Annotated in this window: 26 protein-coding genes; 15 read left to right on the top strand and 11 right to left on the bottom strand. The window is 74.1% G+C overall.

Annotated features, from left to right (window positions below; genetic code table 11):
• Nucleotides 1-503 precede the first annotated feature (503 nt).
• Nucleotides 504-1913, top strand: coding sequence for a hypothetical protein (locus IF45_RS0126995; protein WP_003947405.1), 1410 nt, complete (start codon nt 504-506; stop codon nt 1911-1913).
• 42 nt (nt 1914-1955) lie between these two features.
• Here the strand turns inward: IF45_RS0126995 and IF45_RS0126990 are convergent, their stop codons facing one another.
• Nucleotides 1956-2372: a VOC family protein gene (locus IF45_RS0126990; protein WP_015508074.1), complete on the bottom strand. Its 417-nt coding sequence runs from the start codon at nt 2370-2372 to the stop codon at nt 1956-1958.
• Between the two features lie 255 nt (nt 2373-2627).
• On the opposite strand from IF45_RS0126990, the gene IF45_RS0126985 reads away from it, so the two are divergent.
• The 3 genes from IF45_RS0126985 to IF45_RS0126975 all read left to right on the top strand — a co-directional run bounded on the left by IF45_RS0126985 (nt 2628) and on the right by IF45_RS0126975 (nt 5828).
• The gene (locus IF45_RS0126985; protein ID WP_003947403.1) at nt 2628-4226 is read left to right on the top strand and encodes an ABC-F family ATP-binding cassette domain-containing protein; all 1599 of its coding nucleotides are present in this window, start codon (nt 2628-2630) and stop codon (nt 4224-4226) included.
• A gap of 447 nt (nt 4227-4673) precedes the next feature.
• Complete coding sequence (locus tag IF45_RS0126980; protein ID WP_003947402.1) at nt 4674-4895, top strand: helix-turn-helix domain-containing protein; 222 nt, start codon at nt 4674-4676, stop codon at nt 4893-4895.
• A 132-nt stretch (nt 4896-5027) separates the two neighbouring features.
• On the top strand, nt 5028-5828 hold the full coding sequence (locus IF45_RS0126975) for an enoyl-CoA hydratase/isomerase family protein (RefSeq protein ID WP_008417072.1): 801 nt from the start codon (nt 5028-5030) through the stop codon (nt 5826-5828).
• A gap of 181 nt (nt 5829-6009) precedes the next feature.
• Here IF45_RS0126975 and IF45_RS0126970 read toward each other — a convergent pair whose 3' ends face one another.
• Nucleotides 6010-6630 carry a hypothetical protein gene (locus tag IF45_RS0126970; RefSeq protein ID WP_037638617.1) on the bottom strand — a complete coding sequence of 207 codons (621 nt, stop codon included), beginning with the start codon at nt 6628-6630 and terminating at the stop codon, nt 6010-6012.
• Between the two features lie 208 nt (nt 6631-6838).
• Here IF45_RS0126970 and IF45_RS0126965 point away from each other — a divergent pair, with 208 nt between their 5' ends.
• The 5 genes from IF45_RS0126965 (at nt 6839) to amaP (ending at nt 9146) form a co-directional block, all read left to right on the top strand.
• Nucleotides 6839-7300: an Asp23/Gls24 family envelope stress response protein gene (locus IF45_RS0126965; RefSeq protein ID WP_008403778.1), complete on the top strand. Its 462-nt coding sequence runs from the start codon at nt 6839-6841 to the stop codon at nt 7298-7300.
• A 67-nt stretch (nt 7301-7367) separates the two neighbouring features.
• On the top strand, nt 7368-7559 hold the full coding sequence (locus IF45_RS0126960; RefSeq protein ID WP_003947398.1) for a hypothetical protein: 192 nt from the start codon (nt 7368-7370) through the stop codon (nt 7557-7559).
• A complete protein-coding gene (locus IF45_RS0126955) occupies nt 7556-7900 on the top strand; it encodes an Asp23/Gls24 family envelope stress response protein (RefSeq protein WP_030310037.1) in 345 nt (114 codons plus the stop codon). Before IF45_RS0126960 ends, IF45_RS0126955 begins: the two co-directional genes overlap by 4 nt.
• Complete coding sequence (locus tag IF45_RS0126950; protein WP_008403786.1) at nt 7897-8562, top strand: DUF6286 domain-containing protein; 666 nt, start codon at nt 7897-7899, stop codon at nt 8560-8562. The genes IF45_RS0126955 and IF45_RS0126950 overlap by 4 nt, the downstream gene beginning before the upstream one ends.
• Nucleotides 8559-9146: an alkaline shock response membrane anchor protein AmaP gene (gene amaP / locus IF45_RS0126945; protein WP_003947395.1), complete on the top strand. Its 588-nt coding sequence runs from the start codon at nt 8559-8561 to the stop codon at nt 9144-9146. The genes IF45_RS0126950 and amaP overlap by 4 nt, the downstream gene beginning before the upstream one ends.
• A gap of 69 nt (nt 9147-9215) precedes the next feature.
• Here amaP and IF45_RS0126940 read toward each other — a convergent pair whose 3' ends face one another.
• The 3 genes from IF45_RS0126940 to IF45_RS0126930 all read right to left on the bottom strand — a co-directional run bounded on the left by IF45_RS0126940 (nt 9216) and on the right by IF45_RS0126930 (nt 11914).
• On the bottom strand, nt 9216-9971 hold the full coding sequence (locus IF45_RS0126940; protein WP_003947394.1) for an SDR family oxidoreductase: 756 nt from the start codon (nt 9969-9971) through the stop codon (nt 9216-9218).
• 67 nt (nt 9972-10038) lie between these two features.
• Entirely contained in the window at nt 10039-10863 is an 825-nt protein-coding gene (locus IF45_RS0126935; protein WP_003947393.1) for an SURF1 family cytochrome oxidase biogenesis protein, read from the bottom strand.
• A 76-nt stretch (nt 10864-10939) separates the two neighbouring features.
• Nucleotides 10940-11914: a DEDDh family exonuclease gene (locus tag IF45_RS0126930; protein ID WP_030310035.1), complete on the bottom strand. Its 975-nt coding sequence runs from the start codon at nt 11912-11914 to the stop codon at nt 10940-10942.
• A gap of 173 nt (nt 11915-12087) precedes the next feature.
• On the opposite strand from IF45_RS0126930, the gene IF45_RS0126925 reads away from it, so the two are divergent.
• Together IF45_RS0126925 and IF45_RS0126920 are read left to right on the top strand one after the other, a co-directional pair.
• Nucleotides 12088-12972, top strand: coding sequence for a sterol desaturase family protein (locus tag IF45_RS0126925; RefSeq protein ID WP_008403790.1), 885 nt, complete (start codon nt 12088-12090; stop codon nt 12970-12972).
• On the top strand, nt 12969-13682 hold the full coding sequence (locus tag IF45_RS0126920) for a lysoplasmalogenase (protein WP_030310033.1): 714 nt from the start codon (nt 12969-12971) through the stop codon (nt 13680-13682). Before IF45_RS0126925 ends, IF45_RS0126920 begins: the two co-directional genes overlap by 4 nt.
• A 4-nt stretch (nt 13683-13686) precedes the next feature.
• Here the strand turns inward: IF45_RS0126920 and IF45_RS0126915 are convergent, their stop codons facing one another.
• The 3 genes from IF45_RS0126915 to IF45_RS0126905 all read right to left on the bottom strand — a co-directional run bounded on the left by IF45_RS0126915 (nt 13687) and on the right by IF45_RS0126905 (nt 17925).
• Nucleotides 13687-14769 (bottom strand): CopD family protein, encoded by a 1083-nt coding sequence (locus tag IF45_RS0126915; protein ID WP_003947389.1) that lies wholly within the window; start codon nt 14767-14769, stop codon nt 13687-13689.
• Nucleotides 14770-14839: 70 nt separating this feature from the next.
• On the bottom strand, nt 14840-16246 hold the full coding sequence (locus IF45_RS0126910; RefSeq protein ID WP_030310031.1) for a CoA transferase: 1407 nt from the start codon (nt 16244-16246) through the stop codon (nt 14840-14842).
• Nucleotides 16247-16383: 137 nt separating this feature from the next.
• Entirely contained in the window at nt 16384-17925 is a 1542-nt protein-coding gene (locus IF45_RS0126905) for a S8 family peptidase (protein WP_010636980.1), read from the bottom strand.
• 596 nt (nt 17926-18521) lie between these two features.
• On the opposite strand from IF45_RS0126905, the gene IF45_RS0126900 reads away from it, so the two are divergent.
• The 3 genes from IF45_RS0126900 (at nt 18522) to moaA (ending at nt 21673) form a co-directional block, all read left to right on the top strand.
• A complete protein-coding gene (locus IF45_RS0126900; protein ID WP_018470487.1) occupies nt 18522-18836 on the top strand; it encodes a DUF485 domain-containing protein in 315 nt (104 codons plus the stop codon).
• Nucleotides 18833-20473: a monocarboxylic acid transporter gene (locus IF45_RS0126895; protein WP_003947385.1), complete on the top strand. Its 1641-nt coding sequence runs from the start codon at nt 18833-18835 to the stop codon at nt 20471-20473. The genes IF45_RS0126900 and IF45_RS0126895 overlap by 4 nt, the downstream gene beginning before the upstream one ends.
• A gap of 210 nt (nt 20474-20683) precedes the next feature.
• Nucleotides 20684-21673 (top strand): GTP 3',8-cyclase MoaA, encoded by a 990-nt coding sequence (gene moaA / locus IF45_RS0126890; protein WP_010636974.1) that lies wholly within the window; start codon nt 20684-20686, stop codon nt 21671-21673.
• 7 nt (nt 21674-21680) lie between these two features.
• Here the strand turns inward: moaA and IF45_RS0126885 are convergent, their stop codons facing one another.
• The 3 genes from IF45_RS0126885 to IF45_RS0126875 all read right to left on the bottom strand — a co-directional run bounded on the left by IF45_RS0126885 (nt 21681) and on the right by IF45_RS0126875 (nt 24910).
• A complete protein-coding gene (locus IF45_RS0126885; protein ID WP_008403804.1) occupies nt 21681-21953 on the bottom strand; it encodes a hypothetical protein in 273 nt (90 codons plus the stop codon).
• A 19-nt stretch (nt 21954-21972) separates the two neighbouring features.
• A complete protein-coding gene (locus IF45_RS0126880; protein ID WP_010636970.1) occupies nt 21973-23532 on the bottom strand; it encodes an AbgT family transporter in 1560 nt (519 codons plus the stop codon).
• A gap of 139 nt (nt 23533-23671) precedes the next feature.
• Entirely contained in the window at nt 23672-24910 is a 1239-nt protein-coding gene (locus tag IF45_RS0126875) for a metal-dependent hydrolase family protein (RefSeq protein ID WP_003947381.1), read from the bottom strand.
• A gap of 154 nt (nt 24911-25064) precedes the next feature.
• Between IF45_RS0126875 and IF45_RS0126870 the strand changes: the two genes are divergently transcribed.
• Nucleotides 25065-26189, top strand: coding sequence for an Lrp/AsnC family transcriptional regulator (locus tag IF45_RS0126870; protein WP_015508079.1), 1125 nt, complete (start codon nt 25065-25067; stop codon nt 26187-26189).
• The last annotated feature ends 158 nt before the right edge of the window (nt 26190-26347 follow it).

Below are 26347 nucleotides of genomic sequence, written 5' to 3'. Positions count from 1 at the left end.
GACCGTGGGGTGGGGTCGTGTCGGGGTGCCCCCGCAGCAAACTGCACACGAGGCAGCCATGCTCCAACTCACCCCGCACCATGCAGTTTGTGAGGAGGTACCCCGGCGCGGCCCCGCCCCACCCACGTGCCGGAGGAACCGCGAACCTGACAGCCCGGCCGGCGTTTGAGGCCATCTTTGACCGGCACGGTCGAGACGGAGCCCGGCACCCAACAGCCCGGCCGGCGACTGAGGCCAGTCGGTGACCCGCAGGGTCGAGGCGCGGAAGGCCGGGGCGGAGCCCAGCCCACGACGCAACCCAGCCCGGCCGGCGCATGAGGCCACAAGTGAGGGCGGCGCAAACCCCGCGCCCCGAGAAACGGGCCCAGCCCGGGCAGAGCCCAACCCCAAGCCCCACCCGGGAGGGGACAAAGCGGCTGGAACATTTCGCTCCGAGCCGCCCATAGCAGCCCCGCCCCCGCTTCCGTTTGGGATTTCCGGGTTTCACCCGGAAGACTGCCCCTGTGACGTCCCGTATCCCGCGCGACTCCAGGCTCAGAATCGTCCGCCCACGACCCCTCGCCGCCGCCCCGGCCGCGGTCGCCGAACGCCGGGCCCGCAGGCCCGCCCCCCGTCCGCCCGAGGGCACCCCGCCCCGGGCCCGGCTCGCCGCCATGGCGAGGGAGGGCCTGGCCGACGCCGTCCGGGTCGCCCGCTGGGCCGAGGCGGCCCTGCCACGTGGTGGCCCGGCGGCCCGGCCGGCCGCACCCGCCGACGGGGAGGGCACGCTCTCCGAGGCGACCGCCGCCCGCGCCGCGGGTGAGCTGGGGCTGACCCCGGCCAAAGTCCGTGCCGACTGGGACACCGCCCGCCTCGCCGGTCTGGTCGAGGTGCACGGCGGCGTGGCCCGTCCCGGCTGGCGCCTGCGCGCCTGGGACCGGGACGACTCCGCCGTGCTGCGCGGCTGGGTGGCCCTCTTCGACGCCTGGTCGCTGGTCCACCCCGGCCCCGACGAGCTGACCCCCGCCGCGGGCGCCGAGGTGATCGAGGCGGTCCCGCAGCTGCTGACCCTGCTCCAGCTCTCGGACGGCCCCGTCCCGGTCACCCAGCTCCTGGACCTCCTCGAACAGCGCGTGGAGGAACTGCGCACCCAGCGCTGCGAGATCCCGTACGGCCCCCGGACCGAACCGGCGGCCGAGCCGGCCGAGGACGTTCCGCTGGCCACCCTGCTCGACTGGGCCCTGCACGGCCTCGCCGCCGTCGGCGCCCTCACCTACGCCGACGGCCACGCCACGCTGACCCCGCTCGGCAGCTGGGCGGTGTGGGTGCGGCTGGAGCAGATCTGCGTGGCCGCCCAGAGCCCGGCGGGCAACATCGAGCAGCCCGCCGAGGAGATGCTGCGCGGCTGCGCCCGGCTGCGCCCGCAGTCGGCCCGCTCCGAGTACCGCGCCTGGCTCGCCGCCCGCCCCGTCGGCAGCGCTGTGGCCGAGCTGCTGGAGGCGGCCCGGGGCGAGGACGCCATGGTCCGCAGCCTCGCCTTCGAGGCGCTCCGCGTCGTGGGCGCCCCCGCCGAGGCCGAGGTACGCGCCGCCGCCGAGGACGCCCTGCTGCGGCCCTACGCCCTGCTCTGGCTCGCCGAGCACGACGGCACCGACCCCGAGGACGCGCCGCTGGTCCTCAGCCGCCAGGAGGCCACCTGGCTCTGGGTCGACACGGCCGCCGCCGTCGCCGACCACGGCGAGGCCCCGCTGCTCGTCCGGCACCTGGAGGCCGCCGTGCAGCCGACGGTGCCCGCGCTCCTCGCGGACGTGCGCGCGGTCGGCCACCCCCGCACCGTCCAGGTGCTGGTGGCGTTGGCCGCCGCCCACCCGGACCCGGCGCTCGCCAAGGCCGTGCGCCGGGCCGCGTTCCAGGTCCACACCGGCGGCGCCTGAGCGGACCGGGGCCCGGCCCGCCGCCGGGCCCCGGCCGCCGCGTCAGGCGGGCAGCTCGGGACCGTACGTACCGAAGCTCCAGATGTTGCCCTCGGCGTCCCGCGCCATGTAGTCGCGGGAGCCGTACTCCTGGTCGGTCGGCGGGACGAGGATCTCGACGCCCTCGTGGGCGGCGGCCCGGGCGTGGTGGGCGTCCACGTCGGCGACGACGACGTAGACGCCGACCGGTCCGCCCTCCGCCATCGCCCGGTCGTAGGCACTGCCGGTGCCCTTGGGGCCGATCATCACCGCGCCGTTGCCCAGCGACAGCTCGGCGTGGGCGATCCGCCCGTCCGCCGTCTCGTGGACCGCCGCCGGGGCGAAGCCGAACGCCTCGGTCAGGGTCCGTACGGCCGCCCGGGCGTCCGCGTAGAGGACGGTCGGGAAGACGGTGGGGGGTCCGCTCGCCGTGGCGGCCATGGCATGCACTCCTCGGGTCTCCGGGGCCGGTACGGGTGATTCCGCTCACCGGTGGGAGGGGCGCCGGCCGGCCCCGGTGCCGAGTATCTGCCGGTTCCTGCCCCCGCGCCCCCGGGGAGTGCGCCGCCCGCGGGGCGAAAAGCGGTTGACCGCCGCCGGTAGAATCGCCGTATGGCCATTCTCCTCACGCATTAGACGGCGTCGACCGTTCTCTTCAGTCCGCCGTCCGTTCCATTCCTGCCCAGGAGTCTGTCCGTGATCACCGCCTCCGGTGTCGAGCTGCGCGCCGGCGCCCGCGTCCTCATCGAGTCCGCCACCTTCCGTATCGCCAAGGGCGACCGCATCGGCCTCGTCGGCCGCAACGGCGCGGGGAAGACCACCCTCACCAAGTGCCTCGCCGGCCAGGGCCAGCCCGCCGCCGGCACCATCACCTCCTCCGGCGAGGTCGGCTACCTCCCGCAGGACCCCCGCACCGGCGACCTCGACGTCCTCGCCCGCGACCGCATCCTCTCCGCCCGCGGCCTCGACACCCTGATCAAGAAGATGCGGGAGAACGAGCAGCGGATGGCCACCGGCCAGGGCGCCACCCGCGAGAAGGCGATGCGCAAGTACGAGCGGCTGGAGACGGAGTTCCTCACCAAGGGCGGGTACGCCGCCGAGGCCGAGGCCGCCACCATCGCCGCCGCGCTCAACCTCCCCGACCGGGTGCTCGGCCAGCCCCTGCACACCCTCTCGGGCGGTCAGCGGCGCCGGATCGAACTGGCCCGCATCCTCTTCTCCGACGCCGACGTGCTGCTCCTGGACGAGCCCACCAACCACCTCGACGCGGACTCCATCGCCTGGCTGCGCGACTACCTGAAGACCTACCGCGGCGGCTTCATCGTGATCTCCCACGACGTCGACCTGGTCGAGACCGTCGTCAACAAGGTCTTCTACCTGGACGCCAACCGCGCCCAGATCGACATCTACAACATGGGCTGGAAGCTCTACCAGCAGCAGCGCGAGGCCGACGAGAAGCGCCGCAGGCGCGAGCGCCAGAACGCCGAGAAGAAGGCCGCGACCCTCAACGCCCAGGCCGACAAGATGCGCGCCAAGGCCACCAAGACGGTCGCCGCGCAGAACATGGCCCGCCGCGCCGAGCGGCTGCTCTCCGGCCTGGAGGCCGAGCGGGTCAGCGACAAGGTCGCCAAGCTGCGCTTCCCCGAGCCCGCCCCCTGCGGCAAGACCCCGCTCACCGCCGAGGGCCTCTCCAAGTCGTACGGCTCGCTGGAGATCTTCACCGACGTCAGCCTCGCCATCGACAAGGGCTCCCGGGTCGTCATCCTCGGCCTCAACGGCGCCGGCAAGACCACCCTGCTGCGGCTGCTCGCCGGCACCGAGAAGCCCGACACCGGCAGCGTCGTCGAGGGCCACGGCCTCAAGCTCGGCTACTACGCCCAGGAGCACGAGACGCTCGACCCCGACCGCACCGTCCTGGAGAACATGCGCTCGGCCGCGCCCGACCTGGACCTGGTCGAGGTCCGCAAGACGCTCGGCTCGTTCCTCTTCTCCGGCGACGACGTCGACAAGCCGGCCGGGGTCCTCTCCGGCGGCGAGAAGACCCGGCTGGCCCTGGCCACCCTGGTCGTCTCCTCGGCCAACGTGCTGCTCCTGGACGAGCCCACCAACAACCTCGACCCGGCCAGCCGCGAGGAGATCCTCGGCGCGCTCAAGACGTACAAGGGCGCCGTCGTCCTCGTCACCCACGACGAGGGTGCCGTCGACGCGCTCCAGCCCGAGCGGATCATCCTGCTCCCCGACGGGGTCGAGGACCTCTGGGGCGCGGACTACCTCGACCTGGTCACCCTGGCCTGACCGCACACGCACCCTCGGAGCCGTCCGCCCTGCCCGGGGCGGGCGGCTCCGGCGTGTGCGCCGGCCGGCGCGTTCCCCCGTGGGTGGGAACGGAGCGCGGAGATCGTCCTCGGATGGATCATTCGGCCCAGTCCTGATCCGTCATCTGCGTGAGCGGCTCTCACCCCCGCGCTCCGCGGCCGTCGACAGGCGCCGACCGGGCCGCGTCTTCCTCCCTGCAGCCCTTGTGCCGCTTGGGCTCTGCCGCTCCGCCACGCTGACCAGCCGCTTCCCCGCGACACCCGTTCGGCGGCAGTGCGCCGAACCGTGCGGAATGCTTGATTCCACTGGCCATGGCCCATTTCCCTGGCAAAACCCGCTCCCGCCGACCTTGCCGAATGGGTGGCCAGGAAGGCCGGGAGGGGTGATCATGAGAGACAAGAGCGCACTTCGCATGAGGAGGCACGGGTGGCCGAGACTCTGAAGAAGGGCAGCCGGGTGACCGGCGCGGCGCGCGACAAGCTCGCCGCCGACCTGAAGAGGAAGTACGACGACGGCGCGAGCATTCGTGCGCTGGCGGAGGAAACCGGACGTTCCTACGGGTTCGTCCACCGGATGCTCAGCGAATCCGGTGTCACACTGCGCGGACGCGGCGGCGCGACCAGAGGCAAGAAGCCCTCGTCGGACTGACCCCGGCCCGCGGCCCGCAATCCCTCACCTGCTCGCGTACCACCCGGTCGGTCATCCGGTCGGCCGGGTGGTTACTGTGCAGTCACTTACGGGCGCTTCCGCGCGCCCGCACCGACCGCACGGAGGCAGGCCATGGCCGCGACCGATCCCGCAACCCCGCTGCTCGACCAGGACGGCGTCCGCCTCACCGTGGACGGGGCGACCGCCACGGTGACGCTGACCAACCCGGCGAAGCGCAACGCGCAGAGCCCGGCCCTGTGGCGCAGCCTCGCCGAGGCGGGCCGGCTGCTGCCCGGTTCCGTGCGGATCGCCGTGATCCGGGGCGAGGGCAAGTCCTTCTCCGCGGGGCTGGACCGGCAGGCGTTCACGCCGGAAGGGTTCGAGGGTGAGCCCTCCTTCGTCGACATGGGCAAGGGCCCGGCCGAGGAGATGGACGCCATCATCGCCTCGTACCAGGAGGCGTTCACCTGGTGGCGGCGGAGCGACCTGATCACCATCGCCGCCGTGCAGGGGCACGCGATCGGCGCCGGGTTCCAGCTGGCGCTCGCCTGCGACCTGCGGGTGGTCGCCGAGGACGTGCAGTTCGCCATGCGCGAGACCAGCCTCGGCCTGGTGCCCGACCTGACCGGCACCCAGCCGCTGGTCCACCTGGTCGGCTACGCCCGTGCCCTGGAGATCTGCGCCACCGGCCGCTTCGTCCACGCCGAGGAGGCCGAGCGCACCGGCCTCGCCAACCTCGTCGTCCCCGCCGAGCAGCTCGACGCGGCCGTTGCCGACCTGGCCGCCGCCCTGCTCGCCGCTCCCCGGGACGCCGTCGTGGAGACCAAGGTCCTGCTCCAGGGCGCCGTCGGCCGTGGCCTCGACGAGCAGCGCGCCGCCGAGCGCGCCGCCCAGGGCCGCCGCCTGCGCGACCTGGTGGGCCAGGGCGACTGATTCACCGCCATCCTCCAGGCTTCCTCGACGCCGCCCCCCCGAGAGGTCGCTGACCGCGACCGGTTCCGTCCAGGACCGTCGGCCTGCTCGCCCCGGGCGTGACGGTCACCGAGGTCACCGTCACGCGGCCGGCGTAGCGGCCGGGAGCGGGGCGCGGCAGAGCCCGTGACCCGCTCCCCGCTCACCCCACCTCGGTCACCAGCACCGCCACCGAAGGACGGTCCGGCAGGGCCTCGCTGACCGCCTGTCGGACCGCGCGGGCCACCTCCAGGGGGCGGTGGCCGGGGGAGACCGCCAGTTCCAGGCGGACGTGGCCGGGCCGGCCGGGGGCGGGGTGGTCCATGCGGACCGCGCCGGTGCGGCCGCCGAAGGCGCCGGCGAGGCGGGCCACTCCCGGGACCGCGAGGGCGGCCGTGGCGGCCCGCGCCTCGGGGGTGTCCTCGTGCGGCGGGCGGCTCTCGGCGGGGGAGGAGCCGGGGGCGGCGGGGGAGGCGGGTGATTCCGCCTCGGACGCCTCGCCCGGCCGGTCCACGCCGGTGATGCGCAGGTCCACCTCGGTGACGTGCAGGCCCAGGCGGTGCGTGGCCGCCTCGGAGAGGGTCGCGCGGAGGCGGTCGGCCAGGGCCGGGAAGGGCTCCAGGCGGGTCGCCGCGAACTCCGCGCCGATCCGCAGGGGGCCCGGCCACAGGGCGCTCGGGGGTGGTGGCACCCCGGGCTCCTCGGTCGGGGCGCCGTCCACGGGGCCGATCCGCAGCGCTCCCAGGCGCGCCCCGGGCACCGTGTCCGCCGCTTGGCGCAGCACCGGGCGCGCCGCCGCCTCCGTCAACCACGCGCCGTCCCGCGCCCCTCCCATCGGCAACAGCCTGCCGAGACCCAGTTGATGCCGTACCGCTTCGGTCCACCCGTCCGTACTCATGACCCCAGACTGCCGTATCCAGGGCGCGAACCGGGGCAACCCGGCATAACGTGGGCGCCACGAGTGGATCACCGTGCGGAAGGGAAGTGCCGCGATGACCGAGCCCACACAGCGCGAGAGCCAGGGCGAGCTGGGAGGCCGCCGGAGCCACGGCGGCCCGGGCACCCGGGGGAAGACCACCATCGCCGACGGCGTGGTGGAGAAGATCGCGGGCCTCGCCGCCCGGGATGTCGACGGCGTGCACGCCATGGGCAGCGGGATCTCCCGGACCCTCGGCGCGATGCGCGACCGGGTGCCCGGCGGCGGCAAGTCCGTCACCCGGGGCGTGAGCGCCGAGGTCGGCGAGGTGCAGACCGCCCTCGACCTGGAGATCGTCGTCGAATACGGCGTGTCGATCGCCGACGTGGCCCGCTCCGTGCGGGAGAACGTGGTGAACGCGGTCGAGCGGATGACCGGCCTGGAGGTCGTCGAGGTCAACATCGCCGTCAGCGACGTCAAGCTGCCCGACGAGGACGACGACCAGGACGACGGCGGCGACGGCCGCAACCTCCAGTGACCCGCCCGCCTCGGCCCGCGCACCCGGGCCCCAGCGGCCGGCTCCGGCCGGCCGGAAGGAGTACGAGATGAGCATGGCCCTGATCGGCCTGGTGGCCGGTCTGGCGCTGGGCTTCGCCGGATACTTCGGCGGGTTCGGTGCCTTCGTCCTGGTGGCGGCGCTCGGCGCGGTCGGATTCCTCGCCGGCCGGATCGCCGACGGGGACCTGGAGCCCGGCGACTTCTTCCGCCCGCGCGGACGTGACTCCGGGCGCCGGTGACGCCGGTGACCAGCAGACCGGTCGCCCCCGCGGAGCGCGGCGAGACCCGCATCGCGGACCGGGTCGTCGCCAGGATCGCCGGGCAGGCCGCGCGGGAGGCCCTGCGCGGCAACCAGCGTGACGCCGACCCGCCCCGCGCCACCGTCAGCATCCACCAGGACCACGCCCGGGTCCGGGTGAGCGTCGAACTCGGCTACCCCACCGACATCGGCCGCCAGTGCGGCGCCGTACGCCGCCGGGTCACCGAACGCGTCGAAGGGCTCACCGGCATGACCGTGCCCGAGGTCGCCGTCCAGGTCGAGAAGTTGCGCGTGGCCGGGAAGCAAGGGAGGGCCCGATGAGCGAGACCCCCGAGCAGAACGGCGCCACCCGCGCCGGCAGCGGCGGGGTGCTGGAGAAGGACCCGCGCGTGCTCGACCCCACCCCGCCCGAGCGGGGACCGGGACTGGCCCCCGGCGGCCGCGCCCACCGCTTCTGGTCGGCCCGCCGCATCCCCGCCGCCCTCACCGCCCTGGTCCTCCTCGGCGCCAGCGGGCTGCTGCTGTACGACGTGGTCGCGGTCCGGGCCGGGCACCGGGCGATGGCCTGGCGCCGCACCCTCGCCCGGGAACTGGCCTCGCGCCCGCTGGACGACACCTGGACGCTGGTCGGCGCCGGGGTCGCCGCCGCGCTGGGCCTGTGGCTGCTGCTGCTCGCCCTCACCCCCGGCCGGCGCCGCCTGCTGCAGATGAACAAGGTCCACCCGGACGTCCGCGCGGTGCTGCACCGCAAGGCCGCCGCCCTCGTCCTGCGGGACCGGGCGATGGAGGTGCCCGGCGTGCAGAGCGCCAAGGTGCGGCTGAAGCGGCGTAAGGCCAAGGTGCGGGCGGTCGCGCACTTCCGGGACGTGGACGAGGTGCGCACCGATCTGCGCTCCGCCTCCGGGCGGGCCGTCGAGGACCTCGGCCTCGCCCGCCCGCCGAAGGTCTCGGTCAAGGTCGTCCGTCCTCGGCGAAAGGGGTGACCGGCGTGCGAACCAAGGTCAACCGTGTCCTGCTCACCCTCGCCGGCCTCCTGCTGGTCGTGGCGGGCGGTGCCACCCTCGCCGTCGGCCTGGGCGTGAAGCCGCCCTCCTGGTGGATCTACGACGACCGCCACGAGGTGCTGCTCACCGAGGCCAACCGCACCCGCTGGCGCGACGAGGGCTGGTGGTGGCCGGTGGTGATCGCCGTCCTCGCGGTGCTCCTGCTGCTCGCCCTGTGGTGGCTCTCGGCCGAACTGCGCCGCCACCGCCTCGCCGCGCTCGCCGTCGACACCGGCGACGGGGACGGCGCCGAGGTGCGCGGGCGCGCGGTGGAGGACGCCCTGGGCGACGAGGCCGAGCGGCTGCCCGGAGTGGACCGCGCCCGCGTGCTCCTGCGCGGCCGGCGGGACTCTCCCGAGGTGCGGGCCGGGCTGCGGCTGGAGCCCGCCGCCGGGCCGCGCGAGACGCTGGAACGTCTGGTGGGCCAGGGGCTGCGCAACGCCCGGGGCTCCCTGGGCCGCGACGAACTCCCCGCCGAGGTGGTCCTCAAGGCCGCCCGGCACAAGGCGGAACGGGTCTCCTGACCCGGCGTACGAAGAGAGAAGGGGCCCGGCGGCGTGCCGGGCCCCTTCTCGTGCGTGCCGTGCGGCCGGTCAGAAGCCGTGCCGTACGCCGCCGTCGACCGGGACCATGACGCCGGTGAGGTAGGAGGCGGCGGGGGAGAGGAGGAAGGCGGCGGTGCGGCCGAACTCCTCCGGGCGGCCGTACCGCTTGAGCGGGATGGACGCCTCGGCGGCGGCGCGGGCGGCGGCCGGGTCCTCGGCGAAGCCGTCGATCTCCCGGATGCGGTCGGTGTCGATCTTGCCGGGCAGCACGCCGACCACCCGGATGCCGCGCGGGCCGACCTCGTTCGCCAGCGACTTGGCGAAGCCGGCGAGGCCCGGGCGCAGCCCGTTGGAGACGGTCAGGCCGGTGATCGGCTCGTGGACGGAGCCGGAGAGCACGAAGCCGATGACGCCGCCCTCGCCCAGCTCGGCGGCGGCCGCCCGGGCGAGGCGCACCGCGCCCAGGAAGACCGAGGCGAACCCGGCCTCCCACTGCTCGTCGGTGGTGGAGGCGGCGGAGCCGGGCGGCGGCCCGCCGACGCTGATGAGGATGCCGTCGAGGCGGCCGAAGCGCTCCCGGGCGGCGGCCAGCAGGCGACCGGCCGCCTCGGGGTCGGCGTTGTCGGCACCGATGCCGACGGCGTTCGGGCCGATCGCCTCAGCGGCCTGCTCGGCGGTGCCCTGGTCACGCCCGCTGACGACGACCTTCGCGCCGTCGGCGGCCAGCGCGCGGGCGGTGGCGTTGCCGAGGCCACGGGTGGCGCCGGTGACGACGTAGACGCGGTCCTTCAGTCCAAGATCCATGGCGCACATCCTGCCGTGCGGGGGCGGCGGGAGGCGAGGTGGGGGGTGGCGCGGATTCCGGCAGCGCTCAGCCGCCGACGGTGGCGGGCTCCTGCTCGGGCGTGCCGCCGTCGCCGCCCGCACCGCTCGCGGCCTCCTCGGCGGCGGCCTCGCGCCGGTCGCGCAGGTCGCGGCGGACCAGGATCACCCAGCCGACCGGGACCGCCGCCGCGAAGAGCCACCACTGCACGGCGTACGCCATGTGCGGGCCGATGCCGCCGTAGTCGGGGCCCTTGATCAGCTCGGGGCCGTCCGCGCCGGGGTCGGGGGCGACCTGTTCGACGTAGCCGCCGAGGACCGGCACGCCGAGTGCGTCGGCCTGCTGGCCGCTGCTGATCAGCATGATCTGCCGGTCGGGCAGTCCTTCGAGGTCCTTGATGCCGCTGGCGGCGGTGGTCTCGTCCGGCATCAGCCGGCCGGTCAGGGTGATCTCGCCGGAGGGCGGGGCGGGGATCTCCGGCAGCGAGGTCTGCGGTCCGTCGGAGGGGATCCAGCCCCGGTTGACCAGCAGGACCGTGCCGTCGCCCAGCCGGAAGGGGGTCAGCACGTGGACGCCGACCTTGTCGTCGGAGTTGGTGCGGCGGCGCACCACGACCTCGTGCTCCGGGTCGAAGGTGCCCTCGGCGGTGACCCGCCGCCACCGGTCGCCCTCGGCCACCGAGCCGCCGGGCCCGGTCAGCTCCCGCACCGGCACGGGGTCGGCCTTGACCGACCGCTCGATGCGCGCGTTCTGCTCGACGCGGTGCTCGTGGCGGTGCAGTTGCCAGAAACCCAGCTCGATCATGACGGGGATCAGGAGCACGAACAGCAGCGTCACGATCACCCACTGCCGGGACAACAGGAAGCGGTACACGCCTTGACGGTACCTGGCTGCCCCCGGGCCCCTCAGGGCGGGCCCGCCCCTTTCGTCCCGTGCCCCGGCGGGCGGTTCAGCCGCCCGGTGCGGGCGCCACGTCCTGGAGCAGCTGGCCGAAGGCGGCCTCGTCCACCACCGGCGTGCCGAACTGGCGGGCCTTGACCGTCTTGGACGTCCCCGAGTCCGGGTCGTTGGTCACCAGCAGGCTGGTCAGCCGCGAGAGGCTGGTCGCCACGTGCAGCCCCGCCTCGGTGGCCCGGTCCTCCAGGAGGTCCCGCTCGGTCGAGGTGTCCCCGGAGAAGGCGATCCGCATCCCCTGCACCAGCCGCCCGCCCGGCTCGTACCGTCCCGGGTTCGGGTAGGGGCAGGCGGGCCGCTTGCGGGCCGGGCGCCAGGAGGACGGGCCGCCGTACGAGGGCTGGCGGCCGATCCTCGGGGTGGCGGGCGGCTCGGACCACTCGGTGAGCGGGCGGCACTCCAGCAGCGGCAGCCGCACCCCGCCGCCGGCCGCCGCCACGAGGCTCGGGCGGAACGCCTCGGCCAGCACCCGGGCGTCGTCCAGCGCGTGGTGGGCGCGCTCCTGGACGACCCCGAAGTGCGCGGCGAGCGACTCCAGCTTGTGGTTGGGCAGCGGCAGCCCCAGCTCCTTGGAGAGGGCGATGGTGCACAGCCGCTGGCGGACCGGGGCGATCCGTTCGGCGCGGGCGTACTCGCGCGCCAGCATCGACCAGTCGAAGGCGGCGTTGTGGGCGACCAGGACCCGGTCGGCGAGGCGCGCCGACAGTTCGTCCGAGATGTCCTTGAAGAGCGGGGCGTCCTTGAGGACGCCGGTGGTCAGCCCGTGGATCCACACCGGGCCCGGGTCGCGCTCCGGGTTGACCAGCGTGTACCAGTGGTCCTCCACCCGCCCCAGCGCGTCGAGTTGGTAGACACCGGCCGAGACGATGCGGTCGTCCCTGGCCAGACCGGTGGTCTCGACGTCGACCACGGCGTAACCCGTCGGGTAGGTGGCCGGCCAGGCGGATGCGGGCGTGTGGTCTTCGAGCATGGTCGTAGAGAATACGGGGTACGGCCGACAGACCGGAGCGGACGGAGTGTCAGGCGGGCGCACGCGGGGGCGCGTACTTGGTGGAATCCGCCAACCGGAGCGCCCTTACCTGCGGTAAGAGTTGTCGTGCCGGACCCCTCCCGCCGGGCGGCGCGCCGCCTTACCGTGCGGTCATGCCGAACCTGCCCGACGTGGTGCTCTGGTCCATACCCGCCTTCGTCCTGCTGACCGTCGTCGAGATCGTGACCGTACGCCTCCATCCCGACGAGGAGCAGGCCGGGTACGACACCAAGGACGCCGCCACCAGCGTCACGATGGGGATCGGCAGCCTCGGCTTCGACTTCCTCTGGAAGATCCCGGTCGTCGCCGTCTACACCCTGGCGTACGAGCTGACCCCGCTGCGCGTCCCGGTGCTCTGGTGGACGGTGCCGCTGGTCCTGCTCGCCCAGGACTTCTTCTACTACTGGTCGCACCGGGGCCACCACGTCATCCGCATCCTGTGGGCCTGCCACGTGGTGCACCACTCCAGCCGCCGGTTCAACCTCACCACCGCGCTCCGCCAGCCCTGGACCAGCCTCACCTCCTGGCCCTTCTACCTGCCGCTGATCCTGCTCGGCGTCCACCCGGCGGTGCTCGCCTTCTGCTCCTCGGTCAACCTCGTCTACCAGTTCGGGATCCACACCGAGCGGATCGGCCGCCTGCCGCGCCCGGTCGAGTTCCTCTTCAACACCCCCTCCCACCACCGGGTCCACCACGCCTCCCAGGGCGGCTACCTGGACCGCAACTTCGGCGGCATCCTCATCGTCTGGGACCGCCTCTTCGGCTCCTTCGCCGCCGAGACCGTCCGCCCCGTCTACGGCCTCACCAAGAACATCGAGACCTACAACCCGCTGCGCGTCGCCACCCACGAGTACGCCGCCATCGCCCGGGACGTCCGCGCCGCCACCACCTGGCGCGAGCGGGCCGGCCGCGTCTTCCGGGGCCCCGGCTGGTCACCCGACCCGCCCGCCGCGCCCGCCCCGGCCGCCGCGCCCCTCGCCCCGGAGGCCACCCGATGAACACGACGACCCCACTGCCCCAGCTGACCCCGCGCCGCGCCCACGCCGCGCGCCTGCTGCTCGCCGCCTTCGCCGTGGTCGTCGCCCTGGACCTCGGCGGCCTGCTCGCCGGGTACCCGGAGCTGCATCTGACGGTCAAACCGCTGCTGCTCTCCGTCCTCGCCGCCTGGGTCGCCGTGCGCGGCGGCCCCCCGCTGCTCATCGCCGCCGCCGCCTTCGGCTGGGGCGGCGACACCCTGCTCCGCTTCGAGGACGACACCGCCTTCCTCCTCGGCATGGGCTCCTTCGCCCTCGGCCACGTCTGCTACCTGCTCCTCTTCCGCCGGTACGGCACCACGCCCCGCCACGTCCTGCCGCTCGGGGCCGCCTACGCCGCCGTCCTCGTCCTGCTCGTGGCGCTGCTCTGGCCCGACCTCCCCGCCGGACTGCGGATACCGGTCGCCGCGTACAGCCTGCTGCTCACCGCGATGGCCTTCGGCGCGCTGCGGCTCGGCGCCGCCACCGCCGCCGGCGGGCTGCTCTTCCTGCTCTCGGACGCCCTGATCGCCATGAACATCGCCGAGTGGAACACCCCGGCCCCGCACGACTTCTGGGTGATGTCGACCTACCTGGCCGCGCAGTACCTGCTGGTGACGGGCGTGCTCCGGGCCGCCCGGACGCCGGGTGCCGGGGCGGTGCCCGAGGAGAACCGGCCGGCGGTGGACGCCTGAGGGCTCACCAGCGGATCGGTACGGGCAGGGCGGTGAGCAGCGCCGACACCGCCACCACCAGGCCGAGCAGTGCCACCTCCGCGCGGCCCGGGGCGAACACCGCCCCCGGGTCGCCGGCGGCGACCGCGCGGCGCCGGGCCCGCAGCGCCAGCACCGCGACGACGGCGAGGAGCAGCAGCTTGGCCAGCAGGGTCCGCCCGTAGCCGGTCGTCGTGAGTTGTTCCAGCACGGTGTGCGGCTCCATCCGGCGCAGCGTGGAGAGGGTGCCGGTGACGGTGACCGCCGCGAAGAGCCAGGCGGCGGCGCGGGCGTAGCGGGCCAGCAGGGCCGCCCCCTGCTGCCGCAGGCCGTGGCCCTGCCAGAGGCGCAGCACGCGCAGCACCTGGAGGAGGCCGCCCGCCCACAGGGCGCCGCACGTCAGGTGGACCAGGGTCAGGGCCGAGCCGAGCAGCGGTGTCTCGATCTCGGGGTGGGCGCGCACCGCCTCGGCCACCACCAGCACCGCCAGCGGCAGCGCGGCGAGTCCGGGCCGCCTGGAGAGCGCCAGCAGCCAGGCCGCCGCGAAGGCGTTGATCTCCAGCAGGGCGAGCACGCCGTCCCCGGTGCCGTACAGCTCGCCGAAGCGCAGTTCGGACCAGGTGCGCGGCCAGATGTTGCCGTTGGCGACGATCGCGGAGAGGGCCACCGCCGCGAGAAGGCCGCAGCAGGCGGCCACCGGCGACCAGGCGCGCGGCAGCAGCCCGGCCGGGGCACCCCGGACCGCCGGGACCATCCGCGCCACCCACATTTCGCCCGCCTGGACGCAGAGGGCGGCGAAGAGCACCGTCCGCAACACCCCGACCGGCCGGGCCGCCGGGGCGAGGGCCTCCCCGGTCCCCTCCAGCGCCGCCCCGGGACCGAGCAGCGGGATCAGCGCGCCGAGCGTCAGCAGACCCACCACGGCCAGCGCACGCGCCGCCCCCGTCGCCGACGGCAGGGCGACCACCCGGCCGGGCCGGACACCGTGCTCCCCGGGCGCCGGCGCGGCGCCCTCGGCGGGGCGGGACGTGCCGACGGGGCCGTCGGCGGGCGGGCGTATGAAGCTCATCACCGGATCTTCACCGGGCCCGCGCGAGGACGGCAAGTCGCGGCGCTCAACAGGAGGACCCCCTTCCGGCTCAGTGCGGCGGCTCCTCCCAGCACGGCGCGTCCGCTCCCCACAGGCCCGGTGTCCGGGACCAGTCGCGGGGACCGTCCGCGAACTCCACCGGCGACGGCGCGTACCGCAGCCGCCCCCGCCCGGTGACCGCCTCGCGCAGCACCGGTTCCACGTACGGCACCGGGGGCGGCGCCTGGACCGGTACGTCCGTGTGGAGCAGGGTGTGGGCGGTGCGGGCCAGGCTCAGGCGCAGCAGGGAGCCCTCGCCGGTGCGGTGGCGCCGGGTCAGGGCGCGCAGCACCGCCGCCGCCAGGAGGTAGCCGGTGCCGTGGTCGAGGGCCTGGGCGGGCAGGGCGCCGGGCGGGGTGTCCGCCGGGCCGGCGGCCCGCTCGGCCAGGGCGACGCCGCTCGCCGCCTGCACCAGGCTGTCGAAGCCCCGCCGCCCGGCCCAGGGGCCGGTCCGCCCCCACGCGGAGAGCTGGGCCATCACCAGCCCCGGCCTGCCCGCCGCCAGTTCCTCCGGGGCCATCCCCTCCAGCGCCTCCAGGGCGCCGGGCCGGTAGCCGGTGACGACCACGTCGGCCCTCTCCAGCAGACGGCCGAAGGCCGCCCGGCCGTCGGCGGTGGCCAGGTCGAGGCGGGCCGAGCGCTTGCCCATCCCGGTGTCGTCCAGCGCGTCCTGGCTCTCCGGCAGCCACGGCGCGTCCAGCCGCAGCACCTCCGCGCCGAGCAGCGCCAGGGTGCGGGTGGCGACGGGCCCGGCCAGCACCCGGGTGAGGTCCAGCACCCGCAGCCCGGCCGCCGCGTACCCCGGCTCCCGGCCCGGCGGCGGCAGCGGCGCGCCGCCCGGCGCGAGCGGCCGGCGCCCGGCCAGGGGCTGGGCGGCCGCGGCCACGCCCTGCGGGTGGCGGGCCCAGGTGTCGCGGTCCCGGAGGGCGACGGCGAGGCCGCCCGCCGCGTACACCGCCTCCTCGGTGGCGGCGGCGTCCCGTCCGGCGAGTACGGCGGCCAGCTCGGACGGCCCGGCGCTCTGGGGCAGCCCGAGCGCGCCGAGGAGCCGGGCACGGTGGTGCGGGTAGTTGGCGTGGGTGCGGACCCAGCCGTCGGCGGCCCGCCAGAAACCGGAGAGCGGGGCGAAGGTGACGGGCGCGCGGTCGTCCAGCCGCACCAGCCGGTCGCTGCGGAACGCGCCGTCCACCGCCCGGTCGGACACCCGCACCCGGGGCACGGGGCCGCCGCTCCGGGCCGCCGCCAGCTCGGCCGCGGCGAGCGAGCAGACGGCCACGGTGGCGCGGGCCAGCGCGGCGGCGGGCAGCGCGGCCCGGTCCAGCGCGGTCGGCGCGCGGTCCCGGGTGATCCGCTCCGGCGCGTCGGGCGGGCCGTCGAGCGCCGCCCACAGCTCACGTACCAGGTCGTCGTCGGTCATGCGGCCATCCTGCCGCGCGGGCGTGCGAAGGCCCGGGGGAGGGGCGGGACTCCGGCGTCGCCGCCGTCGTCCCGCTCCCGCCGCCCGGGCCCAGGCCCTGACCGGGGTGAGCGCCGGGTGTCGGCCCGGCGCCCGGCTCAGCGCTTGGTGACCGCGTCCAGCGCGTCGGCCATGCCCGCGCCGTAGAAGCCGGCACCGGACTTGCCGCCCTCGCAGACCGCGTCGTTGACGCCGTCACCGTCGAGGTCGTACGGCTCCGGGCAGGCCAGCGTGTCGGCCTGGGCCTTCAGCAGCGCCTTGACCTGGAAGGCCGGGGCCTTCGGGTGGGTCGACTTGATCAGCGCGGCGACGCCCGCGACGTGCGGGCCCGCCATCGAGGTGCCCATCATGTAGCCGTAGCCGCCGCCCGGCAGGGTGCCGAGGATGCGGCCGTCGACGGCCGGGGCCTCGGGGGCCTGGCGGGCGGTCGAGTCGCCGCCGGGGGCGGTGATGTCGATGACGCCCTTGCCGTAGTTGGAGTACGACGACTTGAGGTTCTTCGCACCGGTGGCGGAGACCGTCACGACGCCGGGCAGCTGGGCCGGGATGTCCAGGCAGGTGCTCGGGTCGATCTCACGGTCGACCGGGGTCGAGTCGTTGGGGCTGGTGGCGTCCGGCAGCGTGTCGGCGGCCAGGTCCAGCTTGGAGTTGCCGGCCGAGGCGATGTTGACCGCGCCCTTCAGCTCCGCGTACGCGGTGGCCCGGCCGACCGCGTGGACCAGCGCCTTCTGGTCCGGGTCGTCCGTGCAGTTGAACATCCACGGGTCGGTGTAATAGCTGTTGTTGGTGACGTCGACGCCGTGCTCGGCCGCCCACATGAAGCCGCAGACCACGGCCTCGGTGTAGAAGTAGCCGTCGGGCTGCGACACCTTGATGCCGGAGACCTTCACGCCCGGGGCGACCCCGGTCATGCCGATGCCGTTCTTGGCCGCGGCGATCTCGCCCGCCACGTGCGTGCCGTGCGCGCTCTCGCCGGGCTGCGGGCGCCAGGCGCCGTCCGTGGTGTCCGGCACGCCGCCGACGCAGTTGACCGAGGCCGCACGGTCGAAGTTGGGGGCCAGGTCCGGGTGGGTGTCGTCCACGCCGGTGTCGATGACGGCGACGGTCACCTTGCTCGAACCGAGCGACTTCTGGTGCGCCTTGTCGGCCTTGATGGCCGGCAGGTCCCACTGGAGGCCCTGCAGCGGGTCCTCGTCGCCCTCGGCCTTGGCGGACGCGGCGTCCAGCTGCTTCTCGCTCAGCTCCACCGGGGCGCCCATGTCGTCGGTGGACTGGGCGGCGAGCGGCGTGGTCCGGGTCGCGCCCGCGCTCTGCACGCCGGGCACCTTGCGGATCTTCTCGGCGAAGTCGGCCCGGGCCGAGTGCACCACGACGACGCCGATCTTCTCGTACGCCTTGACGACGGTGCCGCCGGCCTTGGTTATCGCTCTCTCGGCGAGGGCCGCGGCGAGCTTGCCGGGGAGGATGTTCACCACGTAGCTGGTCTGCTCGCCCCCGGCGGCGGTGGTGGCCGTGGTGGCGACCGGCGCGGCCTCGGCGGCCGTGGCCGTCGTGACGGGGACCAGGACGAGGGACGAGGCCACCGCCAGTCCCATCGGGAGGGCGAACGCGCGGCGTGCGCGTGCGGAGGAAGCGGTCATGAGGCTCTCCGAATTCTGTAAGGAGGGCGCACCACCCGGCCGCCAGGACGCGTGGACCCCCCGGTCGACCGGAGTCGTGCGGAGGACCCGGCGTTCGTGCACCGTGGACCGACCGCCCGGCATGCCGAATCGCGGCGCCTGGGCAGGTACATGACGCGTGTGCAGAACGCAGCCAATCACCAAGGCGCGCGGCCAGCAATGGTCTTCAGGAAGAAATCAACTTCGCCGTGAACCACTTCGGCCGCGCCGCCGTGACGTTGTGCAGGGGACAAGAGCCAGAGGTGTTCTCGGCGGCCCGTCTCGCCGCTTCGAGGAAAGCCCCTGGTCCAACCCCTTACGGATCACGCCCCGGCCACCTAGCATCGCCAACCGTCGCGTGATCCACATCACTGCGAGGTCCGCGCACCACCATGCCCACCCCCGCTGAACGACCCCTTCCGTCCGGCACGACCGGGCTGCCGGGCCCCTCGGTCCCGACAGAACCGACCGGCCCGGTGGACCCGTCACCGACCACCGCACCCGCACCGCGAGGAGATTCCGTGGCTACCGAAGCCTCTCCCCCGTCGAAGGGCGAAGCGCCCGACAAGCCCCCTGCCATGCCCTCGACGGCGGCGTTCGTGGAGGCGCAGGAAAGCGCGGAGTTCGGCGAACTCCGCCGGGCCCACCGCTCCTTCGCCTTCCCCCTGACGATCGCCTTCGTCCTGTGGTACCTGCTCTACGTGCTGCTCTCGAACTACGCGGGCGGCTTCATGGGCACCAAGCTCTTCGGCAACATCAACGTGGCCCTCGTCCTCGGACTCGGCCAGTTCGCCACCACCTTCCTCATCGCCTGGTGGTACTCCCAGCACGCCGCGAAGAAGCTCGACCCGCGCGCCGAGGCGATCAAGGCCCGTCTGGAGGGCGACGCATGAGCACCACGACCACGCTCGCGGCAGGAGCGGTCGACCTGGCCGCCAACGAGGCCAGCCAGCACCGCCCGCTGATCATCACCCTCTTCGGCCTCTTCGTCGTCGCCACCCTCTTCATCACCGTGTGGGCCGGCCGCCAGACCAAGAACGCCTCCGACTTCTACGCCGGCGGCCGCCAGTTCACCGGCTTCCAGAACGGCCTCGCCGTCTCCGGCGACTACATGTCGGCCGCCTCGTTCCTCGGCATCGCCGGCGCCATCGCCCTCTTCGGCTACGACGGCTTCCTCTACTCCATCGGCTTCCTCGTCGCCTGGCTGGTGGCGCTGCTGCTGGTCGCCGAACCGCTGCGCAACTCCGGCCGCTACACGATGGGTGACGTCCTCGCCTACCGGATGCGCCAGCGCCCGGTCCGCACCGCCGCCGGCACCTCGACCATCGTCGTCTCGATCTTCTACCTGCTCGCCCAGATGGCCGGCGCCGGCGTCCTCGTCTCGCTGCTCCTCGGCATCACCAGCGACAGCGGCAAGATCCTCATCGTCGCCCTGGTCGGCGTCCTGATGATCGTCTACGTGACGATCGGCGGCATGAAGGGCACCACCTGGGTGCAGATGGTCAAGGCCGTCCTGCTCATCTTCGGCACCCTGCTCATCACCTTCCTGGTCCTGCTGAAGTTCAACTTCAACATCTCCGACCTCCTGGGCACGGCCGCCGAGAACAGCGGCCACGGCGCCGCCTTCCTGGAACCCGGCCTCAAGTACGGCCTCACGCCCACCTCGAAGCTGGACTTCCTCTCGCTCGGCATCGCCCTGGTCCTCGGCACCGCCGGCCTGCCGCACATCCTGATCCGCTTCTACACGGTGCCGACCGCCAAGGCCGCCCGGAAGTCGGTCAACTGGGCCATCGGCATCATCGGCGCCTTCTACCTGATGACCATCGCCCTCGGCTTCGGCGCCGCCGCGCTCATCTCGCCCGAGGAGATCACCAGCTCCAACAAGGCGGGCAACACGGCCGCGCCCCTGCTCGCCCTGCACATCGGCGGCGTCGACTCGACGTGGGGCGCGATCCTGCTCGCCACCATCTCCGCGGTCGCCTTCGCCACCATCCTCGCGGTGGTCGCCGGGCTCACCCTCGCCTCGTCCTCGTCGTTCGCCCACGACATCTACGCCAACGTCATCCGCAAGGGCGAGGCCACCGACAAGGAGGAGGTCCGCGCCGCGCGCTGGGCCACCGTCGCCATCGGCATCGTCTCCATCGCGCTCGGCGCCCTCGCCCGCGACCTCAACGTCGCCGGACTGGTCGCCCTCGCCTTCGCGGTCGCCGCCTCGGCCAACCTCCCGACGATCCTCTACAGCCTCTTCTGGAAGCGCTTCACCACCCAGGGCGCGCTGTGGTCGATCTACGGCGGCCTCGCCTCCTCGGTGCTGCTGGTCCTCTTCTCGCCGGTCGTCTCCGGCAAGGAGACCTCGATGTTCCCGGGCGTCGACTTCGCCTGGTTCCCGCTGGAGAACCCCGGCCTCATCTCCATCCCGCTGGGCTTCCTGCTCGGCTGGCTCGGCACGATGCTGTCGAAGGAGACCCCGGACAAGGAGAAGTACGCCGAGCTGGAGGTCCGCTCGCTGACCGGTACCGGCGCGCACTGACCCGCCCCCGGCGCGCCCACCGGCCCCCACGGCCGGTGACCGGCGCCGGGACGTGACACCCCCGGGCGGCCGGGTCGTGGAGATCCCCACGACCCGGCCGCCCCGTGCGTGCCCCCTTCTCGTGCGAATCGGGCCTCTGCCGTTCGGCCCCGGCTCGCGTACGCTCGCCAGGAAGTAACCGAACGACGATCACGGGAGCTGGCGCGGCAGATGCTCATCGACACCTACGGCCGAGTCGCCACCGACCTGCGCGTCTCCCTCACCGACCGGTGCAACCTCCGCTGCACGTACTGCATGCCGGAGGAGGGACTCAGCTGGCTGGCCAAGCCCGATCTGCTGACCGACGAGGAGATCGTGCGGCTGGTCCGCGTCGCGGTCACCGCCCTCGGCGTCACCGAGGTCCGCTTCACCGGCGGCGAGCCGCTGCTCCGCCCCGGCCTGGTCGGCATCGTCCAGGAGTGCGCCGCCCTCGAACCCCGGCCGCAGCTCTCCCTCACCACCAACGGCATCGGCCTCGGCCGCACCGCGGCCGCGCTGAAGGAGGCCGGCCTCGACCGGGTCAACGTCTCCCTGGACACCCTGCGGCCCGAGGTCTTCAAGACCCTCACCCGGCGCGACCGCCACAAGGACGTCCTCGCCGGACTCGCCGCCGCCCACGAGGCCGGCCTGACCCCCGTCAAGGTCAACTCCGTCCTCATGCCCGGCCACAACGCCGACGAGGCCCCCGACCTGCTCGCCTGGGCCGTCGCGCACGACTACGAGCTGCGCTTCATCGAGCAGATGCCGCTCGACGCCCAGCACGGCTGGAAGCGCGAGGGCATGATCACCGCCGGGGACATCCTCGCCTCGCTGCGCACCCGCTTCACCCTCACCGAGGAGGAGGCCGGCGAGCGCGGCTCCGCCCCCGCCGAACGCTGGCTGGTCGACGGCGGCCCGCACCGCGTCGGCGTCATCGGCTCGGTCACCCGGCCGTTCTGCGCCGCCTGCGACCGCACCCGGCTCACCGCCGACGGCCAGATCCGCACCTGCCTCTTCGCCTCCGAGGAGACCGACCTGCGGGCCGCGCTGCGCTCGGGCGCCCCCGACGAGGAACTGGCCCGAATCTGGCGGCAGGCGATGTGGGGCAAGAAGGCCGGCTCGGGTCTCGACGACCCTTCCTTCCTCCAGCCCCAGCGCCCCATGTCCGCCATCGGCGGCTGACTCAGCGCTAGGGGGTGTCTGACACCCCCTGGTCCGGCGCCTCCCAGTCGGCGAGCGGCACCACGTCCTTGAGGAAGCCGCGCACCCCCAGGAACTGCGAGAGGTGCTCGCGGTGCTCCTCGCAGGCCAGCCAGGTCTTGCGGCGCTCGGGGGTGTGCAGCTTCGGGTTGTTCCAGGCCAGCACCCAGACGGCGGCGGCCCGGCACCCCTTCGCCGAACAGATCACGGCGTCGGGCTGCCGGGCGCCGCCGAGGGGCCCGGGAAAGTCGGGGAGATTCACACCCGCGACCCTAACTCTCCTACTCCAGGTGAATTCCCGCCCCCGGCCCCAGTGGCAGGTCGAAGGCGTAGAAGAGCCCCAGCACCGCCAGCCAGGTCACCAGGAACGGCACCACGAAGATGGCGAGCCGGGACATCAGCGTGCCGAGCTGCGCGCTGGGCTCGTACCGCTTCAGCAGCGCGAGGGCGAGGAAGAGGTACGGGTTGAGCGGGGTGATCATCTGCGTCGCGGAGTCGGCGATGCGGAACGCGGCCTGGGTGAAGGCCGGCTCCATGCCGAGCAGCATGAAGGTCGGCACGAAGACCGGCGCCATCAGCGACCACAGGGCCGAACCCGAGGTGATGAAGAGGTTCAGCACCGTCACCAGCAGGACGAAGAGGACCACCGCGGTGAAGCCGGTCAGCCCCACCGACTCCAGCAGCTCCGCGCTCTCCACGGCCAGCAGCGTGCCGACGTTCGACCAGTTGAAGACCGCGATGAACTGCGCGATCACCAGGATCAGCACGATGTACGAGGCCATGCCGGTCACCGACTCGGCCATCATCCGCGGCACGTCCGCCGCCTGCTTCACCGTGCGGGCCACCACGCCGTAGACCACGCCGCCGATCAGGAAGGCGCCGAAGAGCAGCGGCACCACACCGGTCAGCACGGGGGAGGGGACCAGTGCTCCGCCCTCCCCGCGCAGCGGGCTGCCCGGCATCAGCCACACCGTCAGCACGACCGCCGCGTAGAGGGCGACGGCGGCGCCCGCCGCCAGCAGCGCGCGCATCTGGAGCGGGGTGACCTCGCCCGAGTGCTCCTCCTCGCCCTCCGGGGCCGAACCGTCGCCGGTCGGCTGCGGCAGCCGCGGCTCCAGCACCTTGGTGATCAGCAGCCCGCCGACCAGCGCCAGCAGGAGGCTGGCCGAGGCGGTGAAGAAGTAGTTCACCAGCAGATGGGTGGCCATCTCGGCGCCCATCGGCAGCACCTGGGCGGCCTTCTCGGTGATGCCCACGTAGAGCGCGTCCAGCGCGCCGACGGTGAAGCCGGCCGCGTAACCGGCGCAGACGCAGGCGAACGCGCCGATCAGCCCCGCCACCGGGTTGCGCCCGGCGGCCCGGAAGGCGAGGGCGGCCAGCGGCGGGATGACGAGCATCGCGATGTCGCTCATCACGTGCGCCTGGCAGGCGACGAACGCCACCACGTACGGCAGCACGCGGACCGGGGCGCGGGCGATGGTGGCGCGGACGGCGGTCTCCAGCAGACCGGCCCGCTCGGCCACGCCGACCGCCATCATCATCAGCAGCACGGTGCCGAGCGGCGGGAAGCCGGTGAAGTTGACCAGCGCGTTCTCCAGCAGCCAGCTGATCCCGGCGCCGGAGAAGAGCCCCTTCACCTCCAGGCGCTCCTCGGTGCCGGGCACCGTGACCCCGGCGCCGGTGGCGGCCAGGACGGTGGAGACGACACCGAGCACCAGGAAGAGGACGGTGAAGAGGTAGAAGGGGTGGGGCAGCTTGTTGCCGAAGCGCTCCAGGCCGGTCATCAGCCGGTCGAGTAGGCGTCCGGCCCGGGTGTCGGGCGCGGTGGCGGTGTCCTGCACTGCGGCGGCCTTTCGAGGTCGGGGACGGGGGTGGGGGTGACAGCGGGGTGACAGCGGTGCGGGCTGGTCGTGGTGCGGGTGGTGGGCGGCCGGGTGCGGCGGGCGGTTCCCTGCCGCACCCGGCGCCCCGTTCAGGGGGTCAGCCGCGCGGCAGGGTGTCCTTGCGGATCACGCCGGACTGGGCGACCAGGCGGACCGAGGCGGGGTCGGCGAGCGCGGCGACGTCGGCCAGCGGGTCGCCGTCGCAGACCACGAGGTCGGCCTCCTTGCCGGCCTCCAGCGTCCCGGCGCGGTCCTGGACGCCGAGCAGTTCGGCGGCGACGCGGGTCCCGGCGGCGATGGCGTCCGCGGGGGACATGCCGAGCGCCACCAGGTGCATCAGCTCCCGCAGGTTCCGGCCGTGCGGGACCATCGCGGAGTCGGTGCCCAGGGCGATCCTCACGCCGTCGGCGATGGCCGCCGAGATGTTCTCCTTGGTCACCCCCGACCAGCGGACCTTCTTCTCGTAGTGCGAGGGCTCCATCCGGCTGCGGTCGATGCCGTCGAAGACCGTGGAGAGGGTCGGCACCACGTACGTGCCGCGCTCGCCCGCCAGTTCCCGGGCGTGCGCGTCCAGGCCGTAGCCGTGCTCGACGCTGGTGACGCCGCCGCGGATGGCGTTGAGGATGCCCGCCGTGCCCTGCGCGTGCGCGGCCACCGGCCGGCCGCCGTGCCGGGAGACCTCGTCGACGACGGTGCGGATCTCCTCCTCGCTGAGCCCCTCGTCGTCGGGGTGGTCGTGCGGGCTGCTCATGCCGCCGGTGGCGCAGAGCTTGATCACGTCCGCGCCGTCCCGCAGCAGCCGCCGCACCGCCACCCGCACCTCGTCGGGGGAGTCGGCGATCTCGCTCAGCCCCGCCGAGGGGTCGAAGCCGCCGGGCAGGGTGAAGTCCGAGTGGCCGCCGGTGTGCCCGAGCAGCCGCACGGCGGTCCGGATGCGCGGGCCGACGGCCAGCCCCGTCTCGACGGCCGTGCGGTACCCGGCGGGCAGGCCGCCCAGGTCGCGCACGGTGGTGATGCCCGCCTCCAGGGTGCGCCGCATCCGCTCGGCGGTCCGGAAGACCTCCACCGTCGGATCGAGCCGTACCCGGTTGCCCAGGTCCTTGGCGGTCTCCACGCCGAGGTGGACGTGGCAGTCGATGAAGCCGGGCAGCACGGTCCGCCCGGCGACGTCCACGACCCGGTCGCCGGGGGCCGCCGCGGGCGCCCCCGCCGCCGGACCGACGTACCGCAGCACGCCGTCCGCGTCCGCGCACACCACCCCGTCGGTGACGGGGGCGGCGCCGGTGCCGTCCACGATGCGGGCGCCGGTAATCCTGAGGGGGGTGGCGGTGGTCACAGGTGACTCCTTCTCCAGCCGGTGGGGGAAGGCGACGGCCGCGAAAAGGAGCGGTCCTCGCCTCCACGCCGGAACGTGCGTGTGACGGAGCACGCTGGAACGCCAGGGTCACGACACGGTGTAATCGCCTGATCCGGTCACAGGAAGAGATCCAATGCAGGAATCGATCAGCCCGGGCTCCCGGGAGCGGCAGACCGATCAGCCGTGGGCGGCCCCGGAGAGGCTCTGGCCAAGGCCCGCCGCGCCGCCCGGACCGGCCGACGCGCCGCTGCCAGCCCTCACCGAGCTGGACCTCGCCGTCGTCAACGCCCTCCAGATCCAGCCGCGCGCCCCCTGGTCCCTGGTCGGCGAGGTGCTGGGCGTCGACGCCGCCACGGTGGCCCGCCGCTGGAAGCGGCTCAGCGACTCCGGCACCGCCTGGGTCGACGGCTACTGGCCGCCCGCCGACGACGGGCAGGTCCGCGCCCAGGTCGAGATCGTCACCGAGGCCGACCGCTCCTGGGAGATCGGCCGGATCATCGCCCACGACCCGGAGACGATGAGCGTCAAGCACACCTCCGGCGCCCGCGACCTCCTCGCCATCGTCTGGGCGTACGACATGGACGGGCTGGTCGACTACATCGGCGGCCGGATCGCGGGCCTGCCCGGCGTCCGCCTCACCCGTACCCACGTCATCACCGGCGCCCCCTTCGAGGGGAGCCGCTGGCGGCTGCGGAGTCTGTCGGCCGGGCAGCGCGCCCGGCTCGCCCCGCCCGCCGCCCCGGCCAGGCCCGAGCCGGTCACCGCCGTCGACCGGCGGATCGCGGTCGCCCTCGGCGAGGACGGGCGGATGCCGCTGGCCGAACTGGCCCGACGGGCGGGGACCAGCGTCGCCACCGTCGGCCGGCGGGTGCGGCGGCTGGTGGGCAGCGGCCAGTTCGTGCTGCGGTGCAGCCTCGCCCGCCCGCTCACCGGCTGGCCCGTCTCGGTGGTCTACTTCGCCTCGGTCCCGGCCGAGCACCTCGACGCGGCCACCGCCTCCCTGCGCACCCTGCCCGAACTGCGGCTCTGCACCGTCACCGCCGGTCCGCACAACCTGATCCTCGACGTGTGGCTGCGCGGCGTCCCCGAGGTGCACACCCTGGAGGCCCATCTCGTCCAGGAACTGGCCCACTTGCGCTTCCGCGTCGACGACCGGGTGATGGTGCTGCGCACCGAGAAGAACGTCGGACGGGTCCTCGACCGGCGGGGCCGCAGCCTGCGCGCCGTCCCGATGGAGCTTCCGGAGGCGCTCACCTGACGCGTCGTCAGCCGAGGTGAGGGGGAAAGGAAAACGACGCCGGGCAGCCACGGGGGGAGCTGCCCGGCGTCGGTCCGTCGCTCCGACGGGGGATGCGGAGCGCTTTCGAAGTATGTCACGGGGTACCCGGTGCGGTGCACCGGAACAACATGATTGAT

Source organism: Streptomyces albidoflavus, from assembly GCF_000719955.1.
Classification (GTDB): domain Bacteria; phylum Actinomycetota; class Actinomycetes; order Streptomycetales; family Streptomycetaceae; genus Streptomyces; species Streptomyces albidoflavus.
The sequence above is the reverse complement of the archived record's forward strand: the minus strand, read 5'-3'. Positions and strand labels throughout refer to the sequence as shown.